A 14,682-nucleotide genomic window follows, 5' to 3' on the forward strand; every position below is an offset into this window, starting at 1 on the left:
ATGCAGCAGGCAGATAGCGCAGATGCCGATGATGAGGGCGCTGGCGACGCTGGCATGCCCATGTCGCAGCCATGGTATGCCCTGTTTTCGCGCGGTGCACGCGACTGGCTGCGCCATAACCAGAAGGTGCGTGATGCCGTGCAGGCGTACTTGCCGGAACTGATCGCCGGCCCCGACCTGATCAGCAGGCCCCAGCAGCGTAGCGTGCAAGTGCCCGTGCACTTGCTGGAACACGCGCACTTCCGCCTGGCGCAGCCACGCAGCAAGCTCGGCGCAGGCCAGGGAGCAGGCCAGCCCGGCGATATCCTGCGCGCCGCGCGGCCTCTGGGCATGGAGGGGGAGCCAGCAGAAGGCGACAGCGGCAATGGCGAAGGCGAACTGCGTTTGCTGCTGGAGTTTGCCGTCGACGACATCATGGACTGGCTGTGGGAGGAACTGAAGCTGCCCCACCTGAAGCCGCGCCACCTGAGTACCATCGCCGACGTGGCGTACGTACGCGCTGGCTGGGACAAGCACGGCGCCCGTTCGCGACTGGACCGGCGGCGCACCATGAAAGAAGCCATCAAGCGGCGCGCAATACAGGGGCAGATACCGGAATATACGCAAGAGTCTACGCAAAAACGTACGCAGGAGCATACGCAGAAACGTGGCCAACAGCAGCCAGCCGCCTTCACGAATGATGACTTGCGTTTTCGGCAATTGCTGCTCAAGCCACGGCCCAGCGCGAATGCCGTGGTCTTCTTCGTGCTGGACGTGTCGGCCAGCATGGCGCAAGCCGAGCGCCGGCTGGCCAAATCATTCTTTTTCTTTGCGCTGCAAGGATTGCGCCGCAGTTATGCCCGGGTGGAAACGCGTTTCATCGCCCATACCACGCGGGCCTGGGAATTCTCGGAGGAAGAGTTTTTTCAAGTCAATGGCATGGGCGGCACCATCGCTTCCGGCGCCTTTCGTCTCGCTCATGAATTGCTGAACGAACACTACGCGCCTGGCCAGTACAACGCCTACCTGTTCTATGCCTCCGATGGCGAAAACTTCAGCGAAGACCGCAGCGCGGCCAGCCTGGCACTCAGCGAACTGCTGCCCTTGCTCAATTACATGGGCTATGTGGAAACTGTTCCCGGCACACCGCACACCATGGAAACCGAGATGCATCGCCTGTGTGCCGAGCAGCAACGGCATGGCTTGCCCCTGCAGAGCAGCATCCTGGCCAAGACAGACGATGTCTGGAGCGCCATCCGCACCTTCTTTCAACACGAAGGCGAACACGCACAGGAGGCGCCATGAAAGATGAAGCGGCGACGCTGGCCAGTTATGCGGCGCGTATCGAAGCGCTTGCGCTGGCGCTGGGGCTCGATTTCCATCGAGTCGATTTTGAGCTGGTACCGAACCATTTCATGGCCGAAATCGCGATTTATGGCTTGCCGGTACGCATGCGCCACTGGTCGTTTGGCGTGCGCTACATCCACCAGCTGGTACAGCAAAAGATGGGCAACTCGCATATTTTCGAAGTCATGTTTCCCGGTGATCCATGCCACGCCTATATGGCGCAGAGCAATTCCGTAGCGGAAAACACCCTGGTCACGGCGCATGTGCTGGGGCACGCGGACTTTGCCCGCCGTAATCAACTGTTTACCCGCTTCAGCACCATGGCCGGCACGCACATCGTGGAAGAAAGCGCGGCGCGGGCGCACCGTATCGAACTGGCTTTGCAGCGCCATGGAGCAGACAGGGTGGAAGCCATACTGGATGCGGCGTTGGCGCTGGAGCAGCATGTCGACGTCAACCTGCCGCTGCACCGCGCGCGCTACGCCGGGCAGGCCAGCGCCGGCCCCCCTCCTCCATCGGCTCCGCCTGATACACCGCTGGCCCCCTTTTCACAGCGCTACCAGCATTTGCCCGGTGAGCAGGCCGCGGTGACGCCGCCAACGGCGCGCCTCTTGCTGCCGCCGCAGCCGGAAAATGACTTGCTGTGGTTTATTGCGCAATATGGGCCGGAACTGGAAGACTGGGAGCGCGATATTTTCCTGGCCGTACGTGTCGAGTCATTTTATTTCTACCCTGTCTATGCCTGCCAGATCATGAACGAAGGCTGGGCCTCCTACTGGCATGCGCGCTTGCTGCGCGAAGCACACTTCCTGCCACCGTCGCTATATCTGTCGGCCATCAAGTCGCATTCGGACGTGGTGCGGCCGTATGCCGGGGAGCGGCAACTGGCACTGTCACTCAATCCCTATCACCTGGGTTTTTGCATGTGGGAAGACATCATCGAACGCCAGGGACTGGAAAAAGCGCGCCAGATTTGCCGCGACGATGACGATTTCAGCTTTATCCGCAACTATCTGGATGCAGAACTGGCCGACAAGCTGGGCCTGTTTGTGCACGAAAGCCACCGCGACGGCGAGACACGGCTGGCCAGCCGCGACATTCACGCGATACGCGAAGCGATCCTGGCGCCCAAATATAACTATGGCGCACCGTGCATCGCCGTCAGCTTGCTGAACGATGATGGCAGCCTGGTGCTACGGCACGACCACCAGCGCGATGGCCGTGGCCTGGACCTGGAACAGGCTGAGCGCGTGCTGGCGTATGTGGCCAGGGTGTGGCGCCGGCCCGTGACCCTGCACACGGCCGACTTTCGCGGTACGGCACGCGTGCTCGGCAGTGCACGGGCAACGCCGGCCTAGCGTTGCAAAGGACGGGAGAACGGACAGACAAAATCAAGCCTGGCCCGCCAGCACGCGCGCCTGGCCGCCATCGGCTTGCCCCAAGCGTTCGGCCGCGGCATACCAGGCGATGGTTTTGCGTAAGCCCTGACGCAAATCGTGCGTGGGCGAGTAGCCCAGCAAACGGGCTGCCTTGCCGATATCGGCTTGCGAATGGCGCACATCGCCATCGCGAAAGCCGCTGTACTGCGGTGCTTGCGGCAACAGTTGCGGGCAGCTCAGGCGCAGCATGGCTTGCATGGATGCATGCAGCTCCGTCAGGCTGGTACGGGCGTTGACGGCAACGTTATATACCTGGTTGATGGCGGCCGGGTCAGTGCTGGTGGCGGCCAGGATATTGGCTTGCACGGCATTGTCGACAAAGCAGAAATCGCGGCTGGTGGCGCCATCGCCATAGATATGTACGCTCTGTTCGGCCAGCATGGCGCTAATCCAGCGGGGAATCACGGCAGCGTACGCGCCCAGCGGGTCTTGCCGGGGGCCGAAGACATTGAAATAGCGCAGGCCCACCGTGTCGACGCCGTAGCAGCGTGCATACACTTGCGCGTACAGCTCGTCGATGTACTTGCTCAAGGCATACGGCGACAGGGGCGCACCGATCTGCGATTCCACTTTCGGCAAGGCCGGGTGGTCGCCATACGTGGCGCTCGACGCCGCATATACAAAACGCTGTACCTTCGCCGCGTGGGCAGCTGTCAGCATATTTAAAAAACCGCTGACATTGACGGCGTGGCACAGCAGCGGGTCTTCCAGCGAGCGCGAAACAGAGCCCAGCGCGGCCTGGTGCAGCACGAAGTCGATCCCGCCACAAGCGGCAGTGCACGTGTCGCCATCGCGGATATCACCTTCGATGAAATCAAAGCGTTTCCACGCGTTCTCGCCTACGCTGGCCTGCACCTGTTCCAGATTGTGCCGATGGCCAGTCATGAAATTATCGAGTCCCCGTACATGCTGGCCCAGAGACAACAGGGTTTCCAGCAGATGCGAACCGATGAAACCGGCCACGCCCGTCACCAGCCAGCGCCGTGGCGTATCGGCCAGTTCCGCGCACGCGCGGCCATAAGCCTGCGCGCCAGTGTTAACCGTCATCGCGGCCGCCATCACAGCCGCCACACATGCAGGCCACCCTGCTCAAGCAGGCGGGCATCAAAATGCGACTTGATATCGATAAAGCAACCACTCTCCACCACCTTGTCCTGGTAGTCGCTGAGCGGCCGGGCCAGCAGCGCCTGGTGCAACACGGCGCTGATCAACGCTTCGGCCTGCGGCAGCTGTTCCCAGCTTTCCAGCACGACCCCGTATTCTTCCAGCGCCTCGTGGCCATCGGCCACCGGGTCGTGCACATGCACTTGCACGCCATACGATTGCAATTCATGAATCATGTCGACTACCTTGGAGTTGCGCAAATCGGGACAGTTTTCCTTGAAGGTCAGGCCCAGCACATTCACATGCGAGCCTTTCAGCTTGAAGCCTGCGCGCACCATTTCCTTGATGGTTTTTTCAGCCACGAACTTGGCCATGCCATCGTTGATGCGGCGCCCGGCCAGAATCACGTGGGGGTGGTAACCGAGCATTTCGGCCTTGTGCGTCAGATAATAAGGATCGACGCCGATGCAATGGCCACCCACCAGGCCAGGGCGGAACGGCAGGAAATTCCATTTGGTGCCAGCCGCCTGCAGCACTTCGGCCGTATCGATGCCGATGCGGTCGAAAATAATGGCCAGTTCATTCATCAGCGCGATATTCAAATCGCGCTGGGTGTTCTCGATCACCTTGGCCGCCTCCGCCACGCGGATGCTGGACGCCCGGTGCACGCCGGCCTCGACCACGCCTTCGTACAATTGCGCCACCTGTTCCAGGGTGGCCGCATCGTCGCCGGACACCACCTTGCGGATGGTGCACAAGGTGTGCTCGCTGTCGCCGGGGTTGATGCGTTCGGGCGAAAACCCGACGTGGAAATCGTCGTGCCAGCGCAGGCCAGAATGGCTTTCCAGCAAGGGAATGCAGATTTCTTCGGTGGCGCCCGGATACACGGTGGATTCGAAGATGACGATCGCGCCCCGTTTCATATGGCGGCCCACGGCGGCGCTGGCGCCGGCCAGCGCCGTGAAATCGGGATTGTGCGCGCTGTCGACGGGCGTGGGCACGGCCACGATGATGAAGTCAGCCAATTGCAGTTCGGCCGGATCGCAGCCGACGCTCAGCCATTGCGCGGCGCGCAGCCGGGCTTCGCTGATTTCTCCGGTCGGGTCGATATAGCGCCGGTAGCTTTCCACCTTGCGCTCGGACAAGTCAAACCCTATCGTACGCTGGCGCGTACCGAACGCCGCCGCCAGCGACAGGCCCACGTAGCCCAGCCCTACCACTGCCACCACGCCCGCTTGCCTGTCCATAGTGTTTGCTCCGAATCGTTGCTGATTCGGAAATTCTACGAGCGCAGGCCCAGCCATTCTTGAGCAGGAACAAGCAAGGCCTGCTGCTGGCAGCAAGGCAGGCAGGCAATTGGCGGGCCGTTGAGCGCAATCAATGAGATCGACGCCCATCTTTTTTACTCTAGAGCTTCCCTTTTCCTTTCCGTTCTTTTCTGCGCGCGTCCCCACCGGAGATTTCCATGGCCCTGGCCTGTTCGCCCTCGCACCGTATCCTGCCTGCCATGGCCTTGTGCGCCATCTTGCTGCCAGGTCTGTTGACCGCCTGCCATGGCACGCAAAGCAGCGACAGCCTGCTGGCCGACGCGCAGCAATACCGCCAGAAGGGCGAGGCACGGGCCGCCATCATCCAGTTGAAGAATGTCTTGCAGAAAGATCCGGAAAACAGCCAGGCACGCCTGCTGCTGGGCGATATCTATATCGAAACAGGCGAAGTGTTGTCTGCCGAGAAAGAGCTGCGCAAGGCCAAGACCCTGGGCGCGCCTGCCGGGCAAGTGATGCCCTTGCTGGGCAAGGCCTGGCTGATGCAAGGCCAGTTCGACAAGGTCTTGAGCGACTTGCCCGATGAGGCAGCCCAGCCGCAGTCCAGCCCGCAGTCCATCCTCTCATTGCGCGGCCAAGCCTTGCTCTCACTGGGGCGGCAGGATGAAGCGCGCGCCTTGTTTACACGCATGCTGCAGGCCCAGCCCGGGCAGACGGACGCCCTGCTGGGCCTGGCGCGCATCGCCGCGCTGGACCAGCAAGTGCCGCAAGCCGAGTTGCTGGTCGCGCAAGTGCTGAAGCATCAGCCCGCCAATCTCGAGGCGCTGCGCCTGCAGGGGGACCTGCTGCGCCTGCAAGGCAAGCGTGACGCCGCGCGCCAGGCTTACGCGCAGATCATTCAGTTCAAGCCCACCAATACGCAAGCCCACATCGACCTGGCCAACCTCGATATCGAGCAAACACGTTACAAGGAAGCGAGCGAGCAACTGGCGGCGGCCCGCAAGACGGCGCCCGACAATGTGGGCCTGCTGCAGACGCAGGCGCTGCTCGATTTCCGGCAAGGCAAAAACAAGGCGGCGCTGGAAGCCTTGCAACTGGTGCTCAAGGTAGCGCCCGAGCATATGCCGGCCGTGCTGCTGGCAGCCGCCGTGCAACTGGCGCTGGGCTCGCCACAACTGGCGGAAGGCTATCTGCAGCGCTTTCTCGCCGTCTATCCGCAGCACTTGTATGCCAACAAGATGATGGCGTCGATCCAGCTCTTGCGCGGCAACCCCGATGCAGCCATCGACCTGTTGCTGCCGCTGCTGAAAACGGCTCCCGACGACGTGGAACTGCTGTCGCTGGCAGGCGAAGCACATTTGCGGGCGCGCCGCTACGACAAGGCCAGCGCCTACTTTGAAAAGGCCAGCCTGCTGGCGCCCGACACGGCCAAGCTGCATGCAGCGCTGGGCGTAAGCCGCCTGGGCATGGGCGAAACGGGACGCGCCATTAATGAACTGGAGCGCGCTACCGTACTCGATGGCAAGATGCCACAGGCCGGCGCCATGCTGGTGCTGACCTTGCTGCGCAACAAGGAAAATACCAAGGCCCTGGCCGCCGTGCAAAGCATGGAACGGCAACAAGGCGGCAATCCGCTGTTGCTGAACCTGAAAGGCGGCGTCTACCTTGCCCTGCAAGACTATCCTGCGGCGCGCGCTGCTTTCGAGCAGGCGCTGCGCCTGTCCCCCGCCTACCTGCCAGCACTGTCCAACCTGGCGCAAATCGATCTGGCCGAAAAGCAGCCGGAGCGGGCCAGGCAGCGCTTCGAGGCAGCCCTGGCAAAAGATCCGAAAAATGCCGGAATCAGCTCGGCGCTGGCCAAGCTGGCGGCGGCGCAGGGCAAGCTGCCCGAGGCGCAGCGCTGGCTGGAAAAAGCCCACGCAGATAATCCGGACGCCTTGCCGACGGTCCTGCTGCTGAGCAACTTCTATCTGCAGACAGGCGCGCCGCAAAAGGCCCTGGCGCTGGCGCGCACCGTACAGAGCAGCCATCCCGGCGATGTCGATGCGCTGGCCTTGCGGGCCCAGGTGGAATACAGCGCGGGCCAGCTGCAGGCAGCGCTCGACAGTTATCAGCAACTGGCCACAGTGCAGACCACATCCGCGCCCTTGCAGATGCGCATCGCCAGCCTGCAGCTGGCCTTGAACGACCAGGCCAGCGCACTGCACGCCGCGAAGCGGGCGCAAGTGCTTGATCCCGGTCTGCTGGACGCCCAGGTGATCGAGTCCAGCCTGCAACTGGCCATGAACCGCCCGCGCGAAGCGCTGGCCGTCGCCCGCAAGATACAGCAGCAACGGCCCAGGCTGGCGGCTGGCTACAAACTGGAGGGCGACGTGCTGATGGTGCAAAAGCAGCCACAGCAGGCATTCAAGCTGTATCAACAAGCCTTTCAGATCAGCAATATCGGCCCGCTGCAGGTGCAGATGTACAAGGCGCTGCGCCAGGCGGGACAGGACAAGCAGGCCGATCAAGGCATGGCGGAATGGCTGGCGGCGCATCCGGACGACATGGCCACGCGCAGCTACCTGGCTGGCAGCAAGCTGGCCAGCAAGCAATACCGGGCTGCCATCGAACACTATCAGCACATCATTGCCAAGGATAGTGGCAACGTGGTGGCGCTGAACGACCTGGCCTGGGCTTACCAGCAAGAAAAGGATAGCCGCGCACTGGCCACGGCCGAACAGGCCCACAAGCTGGCGCCCGAGAATGCTGCCGTACTCGATACCCTGGGCTGGATCAGCCTGGAACAGGGCGACGTCAAGCGGGCCACAAGCTTGCTGCGCAAGGCAGCCGGGCTGGCGCCGAAGTCGCCGGAAATCCAGTATCACCTGGGCGTGGCGCTGGTGAAATCAGGCGACAAGCCGGGAGCCCGCAAGCAACTCGAACAGTTGCTTGCCAACACCAAGGAATTCCCGCAGCGGGCCGACGCGCAAGCCTTGCTGGCCCAGCTATAGATAATGAGCATGAGCATGAGCATGGCGATGGCCAGCATGGCAGCGCGCCTGCTGGCCTTGCTGGCGGGCGCTGCCTTTGTCTACGCGCTGCGTTTTTATCCATTCGGCCACGGCTGGCCCAGCTGGCTGTTCGCCGCCTTGCTGCCGATCTATTTCCTGCTGCTGTGCTGGCGCCCCCCGCTTTGGCTGTTTTGCCTGCCAGCGCTATTACCTGTACTCGACCTGGCGCCCTGGACAGGCTGGTTTTTCTTCGAAGAAATCGACCTGCTGCTCTTGCTCACCGTCGCCTGCGGCTACTGGCAATGGCACAAGAGCCCCCCCTCCATGCGCATATCGCCCGCCGCCCGCGCATGGCTGCTGCTGTGCTGCCTGGCCTGGCTGGCGGCGCTGCTGCGGGGCTTGCTGCCGCTGCCGCCCCTGGACGCCAACGCCTGCAATAATTACCTGAGTTCCTGTAACAGCTTGCGCCTGGGTAAAGCCTGGGCCTGGGCCATGCTGTTGCTGCCCTTGCTGCTGCGCGATGCGGATCAGCATGGCGTGCGCCGCTACGCCTTGCCCGGTGTATTGACGGGCCTGGCGCTAGTGGCCGGCTGTGCGTTGTGGGAACGGGCAACGTTTCCCGGCCTGTTCAATCTGTCCAGCGATTACCGCATCACGGCGCCGTTTTCTGCCATGCATACGGGCGGCGCCGCCCTCGATGGCTATCTGGCGCTGGCCCTGCCGATTGCCGTGCTGTGGCTGGTGCGGGCGCGCTCGCGCTGGCAAAGCGCCGCCGCCCTGCTGCTACTGGCGCTGACCTTGCATGCCGCGCTGGCCACATTTTCGCGCGGGCTGTATGCAGCCATGCTGGCGGCAAGCTTGCTGGGCCTGATCCAGGCGTTTACCGGTATTCCACTGGCCCAGCGTGTAGAAAAACAAGCGAGAGGCGGCCGCACGGCGCTGTCCCTGCTGCTGGCGACCGCCGTGGCCATCATCCTGGCCGCCACCTTCAGCGCCGCCGGCTACCGTGGCTTGCTCGCTGCCGTGGTCCTGCTCAGCGCTTCCTTCGTGCTGGCGGCACAAGCGCTGCCGTGGCGATTGGCGCCCGCCAGCGTCGCGTGCGCACTGGCCATCGAAGGTCTGCTGGCCATGCTATGGCCAAGTGCAGTCGATGGCTGGCTGAAAGCGCCTTATTTCCTGTTTTTATTGTCGGCACTACTGCTGAGCGGGGCATTATGGCCAAGGATGACAGCACACAAGCAGACCTGGAATTGCCTCGCGATGATGGCGTGGACCATGCTGGCCTGCAATCTTGCCTGGATCGGCTGGCACTGGGCCGGTAAACCAGCCCTGCCCTCGGCCGCCCTGGCGGTGCTGCTGGCCGCCTGCATGCTAGGCAACCGCCGCCTTTGCCCGCCGTTGTGGCGTTTGGGACGCGGCAGCCTCAGCCTGGCAGGCGCGGCAGCCGTGCTGCTGTCGCTGGCGATTCCCATTTCAGCCAGCTATTACGCCAACGAACGCTTCGCTACCAGCGCCGGCGACTTGCAGGGCCGGCTGCGCCACTGGCGGCAAGCGCTGGACATGATGCCGTCGGACTGGGCCAGCCAGACTGCCGGCATGGGCCTGGGCACTTTTCCCGCCACGTACTTTTGGCACAACCCCTTGCGCGATGTGCCAGCCCGTATTTCCTACCTCGATGAAGGCGGTAACCGCTACCTGCGCCTGGCCAGCCCCGGCTATAGCGCAGGTTATGGCGAATTACTGAGACTGTTGCAAAGGATCACCGTGCTGCCGGACACCGCTTATGTACTGGCCATGGACGCGCGCCGCACAGAAGCCATGCCCGTGCTGCAAGTACGGCTGTGCCAGCGGCAACTGCTGTACGCGCAAAATTGCATCGCTGTTCCCTTGCGCTTGCGTCCGGGCGACGGCCAGTGGCAACACTATGAACTGGCCTTTAATAACGCCGGTCTGGGTGCCGGCAACTGGCTGCTGCGCCCGCCAGTACAGCTGGAACTGGCCGCCAGCGGCACGGCCAGCTCGTCCGTGATCGATATCGATAATCTCAGCCTGCGTGGAGCCGATGGTCTGGAACGCATCAGTAACGGGCAATTCACGCACGCCAACAATGCCTGGTTTTTCAGCAGCGACCATCATCACTTGCCCTGGCATATCAAGAACCTGCTGCTGCAACTATACCTTGAGTCAGGCGTGTGCGGCGTGCTGGCGATGCTCGGTTTGCTGGTACTGGCCGCTTCCCGCTTGTTGCGCCAGCGCAAGCAAGATCACTCCAGCGTGGCCATCCTGGCCGCCATCCTCGCTTTCCTGGTGGTGGGCCTGTTCGACAGCCTGCTCGACGTACCGCGCATCGCCCTGCTGTTTTACCTGCTGCTACTGGTCGCACTGTTGCAGCCGGCCAGCCCCACCCCGCTACCGCACCATGAAAGGGCGCCGCCATGAAAACCCTGCTGCTATGCCTCTGCTTCATGTTGACGCCAGCCCATGCAGATACCCTGGAACAAGTGATCGCCAGGGTCAAACCCGCGATCGTCGGCATCGGCAGTTTGCAACCGACGCGCGCGCCGGCCATCAGCTTCATCGGCACCGGTTTCGTCACCGGCGATGGCTTGAGTGTGCTGACCTGCGCCCACGTGATGCAGAAATTGCTGGACGCCAATCCGGGCGAACAGATCGGCATCCTTACGGGCCACGGCGATAGCGCCCGCTTCCGCCCCGCCAAGGTGCAGGCGATCGATATGGAACACGACCTGGCGCTGCTGCGCCTGGCCGGGGAACCACTGCCTGCCCTGCAGCTGGGCGACGCCGGCAGCGTGCGCGAAGGCCAGGCCATGGCCTTCACGGGTTTTCCGCTAGGCATACTACTGGGCTTGCATCACGTCACGCACCGCGCCACCGTGTCTGCGCTCACGCCCGTCGTCATGCCCAGCGAAAACGCGCAGCGGCTGGACGCCAGGCGCCTGGCGCAGCTGCAAAAATCGCCCTACACTGTGTTCCAGCTCGATGCGACAGCATATCCGGGCAGCAGCGGCAGCCCCTTGTATGATCCTGAAACCGGTCTCGTCTACGGTATCGTCAACATGGTGTATATCAAAGGATTGAAAGAAAGCGCCATCAGCACGCCCAGCGGCATCAGCTATGCCATTCCAGGTCTGCACATGCAGGCGCTGCTACTCAAAAACCAATAGCGTTCAGTTACGTCCCAGGCGCAAGCGGTCCGTAATGCCAGGCTCATCCCATGTAGGAAAAAAAAAGGGGTAAAACGATCGTTCACCCCCATGTTGTTCCATCAAGCCCCCGTATTTGCGGATCTGCTCTCCCATATAGCCCAGATCTAGTCGTAGCAGCACGGCCGGCGCCCCCACGCGCGTACATTCGCGCTCGCCGCCAAAATCCTTGAATCCCAGCATGCGCTTGTAAAACACCACGTGGCGCGGATTGACTTCAATCACGTAGTCGGTAAAACCATGAATATTATGGGCATAGATATAAGAAATATGAATCAGGGCGGCAAATACGCGCTTGCTGACGCCCTTGTCGATGGCCAGGCGCGACGGTTCGCACAGCAGCCGTCCCTGCACGCGCAACTCATCGAGCTTGTCGCGGAAATTTTCGTCGGCCGGCAGGCCGGTCTCGTCATTGTCCAGGCAGAGCGTCATGGTGCCGACGGTGGAGCCGGCGGTTTCTGCAAACAGGGTGATCTTGTTGAGTGCATGCTGGACGCCGGGATCGACGGCATAGCCGCGCCAGCCATACATCTTGCGTATCAGCAAGCTGGCTGCTTCGCGGCGTCCGCGCGAGTTGGCCATGCGGATATGAAAGCGCTGCAAATCAATTTCATGCTCCATGGCAGGATCGATCCTGCCCTCGCCCACCACCAGGTCGCTGAAGCCGCCAGGCGTATCGAAAGAAATAATAGGTTCATCTTCAAAGCTCATCTTGTCCTCGCTATCAATGGCTGTCCATGCCGAGACGGACTGAAGCCAATGCCTTGTGACAAGAGGAAAACAGGAGAAGTTCCCGCCGAGCGCAAAAAAACCAAAGAAATTATCAGGAACTGGCTAGAAAAATATCTTTTAATTTACCGGAGAGTATAAAACGACAAATAAAGTGTATTTCTGACAGCGCTGGCAAGATTGCTGGAGCTGCAGCTTAAAACAGGCTTTCGGGGATCAGCAGCACGTCGCCGGGCCGCATCATGACGTTGGCAGAAATATCGCCATCTTTCAGCAAGTCATCGATACGCACGCGCAACTGCTGTTGCTTGCCTTCCCGCACGCGGATGATGCTGGCCTTGTTGCCTGCTGCAAAATCGGTAATGCCGCCCACGGTGATCAGCACATCCATCAGCGACATGCCCAGCCGGTAAGGCAGCGCCTGCGGCTTGGCCGCTTCGCCGATCACCCTGATCTGTTCCGCGTAGGGCCCGGAAAAATTGGTGACGATCACCGTCACCACCGGTTGCTGGATGAACTTGCCCAGCGCCTGTTCGATATCACGCGCCAGCTGGGTCGAGGTCTTGCCGCTGGCCGGCAAGTCTTCCACCAGCGGCGTGGTGATCTTGCCGTCGGGCCGCACCGCCACCGTCAGCGACACCTCGGGGTTGCGCCAGACAAGGATATTGACGGAGTCCCCCGGCCCGATCAGGTAGTCGTGCAAGGGAACAGGATCGTCAAATGGCGCCAGCGCGTAGCGCGTGCGGCAACCCGCCAGCACACCCGCTGCCGCCAGGGCCAGCATCTTTCCCAGCATTGCACGGCGAAACGGAATCATGCGGGCCCTCTTCGAGTCGATGGAGCGGTCATCAGGCCGCCAGGATTAGCCAGGCTGGGCCGCGAACTTCCTATGATTATTAAAACGCGGCAAGTGATCCTTGAGGCGTATCAAGAGGCCTTCATCTGAGGAAATTTTTCTAGCAAGCAGTCCTATACTTTGCTTACTCGACAAGAGAAAAGTTCCCGGCCATAGGCGCGACCAAGCGATTGATTGTTACCTGAAGGAAGCGATATGGAGGTTGCGACATGGAGGAATTAATACAGCAATTACTTTCCAGTCTCAAGGGGATCTGGAAGTATCGCTGGCATGCCATGCTGGTGGCCTGGCTGGTGGCCATCGCCGGCTTCATCAAGGTCATCAGCCTGCCCGACGACTATCAAACCACGGCACGCGTATTTGTCGATACGCAAACCATCTTGAAACCGCTGATGGCCGGCATGACCAGCGTGCCGAACACGGAACAGCAAGTGGCCATCATGAGCCGCACCCTGCTCAGCCGTCCCAACGTGGAACGCGTGATACGCATGGTCGACCTCGACATCGACTCGAAGACGGTGCGCGAACATGAAGCCCAGCTCGATGACCTGATGAGCCGCATCAAGATCAGCGGCACCAATGCCTTCGACATCTACACCATCAGCTACAGCGGCAGGCAGCCCAGGGTTGTGCGCGACGTGGTGCAAAGCCTGCTGACCATCTTTGTCGAAGGCAGTTTCCAGGGCAAGAAAGGCGATACGCAAAAAGCCGTGCAATTTATCGATGAACAGATCAAGAACTATGAAGAGAAGCTGAGCGCGGCGGAAAACCTGCTCAAGGATTTCAAGATACGCAACAACTTGCTGCTGCCGCGCCAGGGCATCGATTACGGCAGCCAGCTGCTGATGTCGTCCGATAGCCTGAATAATGCCAGGCTGGAATTGCTGGAAGCGGAGCAGTCACGCAAGGCCATTCAGAGCCAGATCGAAGGCGATGAGCCGGTGCTGGACCTGGAACCGAGCGCCTCGGCCATCAGCAATCCCGAACTCGACGAGCGCATTGCCGCCATCAACAAGAATCTCGACAGCTTGGCGCTGCAATATACGGAGTTGCATCCAGACATCATTTCCTCGCGGCGGCTGGTGGCACAACTGGAACAGCGCAAGATCGAGGAAAGCAAGCTGCGCGCGGCCTCTGGCGATCCTGGCAAGAATTACAGCCCGATGCTGCAGCAACTGAAGGTGGCGCTGACGGAAGCCGACGCCAGGGTGGCCGCCATCAAGGCCAGGGTGCAGGAATTTAATGCGCGCAATGAACGCCTGCTGGCGCAAAGCAATGCCGTGCCCGAGGTGGAATCGCAGCTGGCGCAGCTGAACCGCGACTACATCATCAACAAGGATAACTATGAAAAGCTGATCGGCCGGCGCGAAGCGGCCAAGCTGTCGGGCGAGCTCAGCTCGACCACCGACATGATGGCCTTCCGCATCATCGATCCGCCTACCGTGTCATTCAAGCCCATCGGCCCGAACCGGCCCTTGCTATTTAGTGCAGCCATGGCGGCCGCCCTCGGTGCAGGCGCCGCTGCCGCACTCTTGATCAGCCAGATCCGTCCCACTTTCCTCAGCCCCTCCGAATTGCGCGGCGCCACCGGTTTGAGCGTGCTGGGCACAGTCTCGATGAACTGGACCACCGTGCAGCAGGTGCGCCGCAAGCGCGCCCGCTACGGCTTTGGCGCCTGCCTTGGTGGCCTGTTCCTGCTGTACGGCGGCGTAATGGCGGCAGCGCTGCTGAAATTCTAGACCCAGG

Annotated in this window: 10 protein-coding genes; 6 read left to right on the forward strand and 4 right to left on the reverse strand. The window is 61.5% G+C overall.

Annotated features, from left to right (window positions below):
- Positions 1 to 1,284 (forward strand): DUF444 family protein, encoded by a 1,284-nt coding sequence (locus HDE75_RS00060; RefSeq protein ID WP_260174195.1) that lies wholly within the window; start codon positions 1 to 3, stop codon positions 1,282 to 1,284.
- Entirely contained in the window at positions 1,281 to 2,684 is a 1,404-nt protein-coding gene (locus HDE75_RS00065; protein ID WP_183678823.1) for a SpoVR family protein, read from the forward strand. The genes HDE75_RS00060 and HDE75_RS00065 overlap by 4 nt, the downstream gene beginning before the upstream one ends.
- A gap of 33 nt (positions 2,685 to 2,717) precedes the next feature.
- Here the strand turns inward: HDE75_RS00065 and HDE75_RS00070 are convergent, their stop codons facing one another.
- Positions 2,718 to 3,812, reverse strand: a complete 1,095-nt coding sequence (locus HDE75_RS00070; protein ID WP_183678825.1) for an SDR family oxidoreductase — start codon at positions 3,810 to 3,812, stop codon at positions 2,718 to 2,720.
- An 11-nt stretch (positions 3,813 to 3,823) separates the two neighbouring features.
- A complete protein-coding gene (locus HDE75_RS00075) occupies positions 3,824 to 5,116 on the reverse strand; it encodes a nucleotide sugar dehydrogenase (RefSeq protein ID WP_183678827.1) in 1,293 nt (430 codons plus the stop codon).
- Positions 5,117 to 5,334: 218 nt separating this feature from the next.
- On the opposite strand from HDE75_RS00075, the gene prsT reads away from it, so the two are divergent.
- From prsT to HDE75_RS00090, 3 genes are read left to right on the forward strand one after another with little or no spacing between them, the layout of a single operon-like run.
- Positions 5,335 to 8,127 carry an XrtA/PEP-CTERM system TPR-repeat protein PrsT gene (gene prsT, locus HDE75_RS00080; RefSeq protein ID WP_183678830.1) on the forward strand — a complete coding sequence of 931 codons (2,793 nt, stop codon included), beginning with the start codon at positions 5,335 to 5,337 and terminating at the stop codon, positions 8,125 to 8,127.
- A gap of 9 nt (positions 8,128 to 8,136) precedes the next feature.
- Positions 8,137 to 10,566, forward strand: a complete 2,430-nt coding sequence (locus HDE75_RS00085; protein WP_183678832.1) for a hypothetical protein — start codon at positions 8,137 to 8,139, stop codon at positions 10,564 to 10,566.
- Positions 10,563 to 11,312 carry a S1 family peptidase gene (locus HDE75_RS00090; RefSeq protein ID WP_183678834.1) on the forward strand — a complete coding sequence of 250 codons (750 nt, stop codon included), beginning with the start codon at positions 10,563 to 10,565 and terminating at the stop codon, positions 11,310 to 11,312. Before HDE75_RS00085 ends, HDE75_RS00090 begins: the two co-directional genes overlap by 4 nt.
- A gap of 3 nt (positions 11,313 to 11,315) precedes the next feature.
- Here HDE75_RS00090 and HDE75_RS00095 read toward each other — a convergent pair whose 3' ends face one another.
- Complete coding sequence (locus tag HDE75_RS00095) at positions 11,316 to 12,062, reverse strand: N-acyl amino acid synthase FeeM domain-containing protein (RefSeq protein WP_183678836.1); 747 nt, start codon at positions 12,060 to 12,062, stop codon at positions 11,316 to 11,318.
- Between the two features lie 214 nt (positions 12,063 to 12,276).
- On the reverse strand, positions 12,277 to 12,897 hold the full coding sequence (locus HDE75_RS00100) for an XrtA/PEP-CTERM system exopolysaccharide export protein (protein WP_183678838.1): 621 nt from the start codon (positions 12,895 to 12,897) through the stop codon (positions 12,277 to 12,279).
- A gap of 248 nt (positions 12,898 to 13,145) precedes the next feature.
- Between HDE75_RS00100 and HDE75_RS00105 the strand changes: the two genes are divergently transcribed.
- A complete protein-coding gene (locus HDE75_RS00105; protein WP_183678839.1) occupies positions 13,146 to 14,675 on the forward strand; it encodes an XrtA system polysaccharide chain length determinant in 1,530 nt (509 codons plus the stop codon).
- Positions 14,676 to 14,682: the final 7 nt, after the last annotated feature.

The sequence above is a fragment of the Janthinobacterium silvisoli genome, from assembly GCF_014200725.1.
Classification (GTDB): Bacteria; Pseudomonadota; Gammaproteobacteria; order Burkholderiales; family Burkholderiaceae_D; genus Janthinobacterium.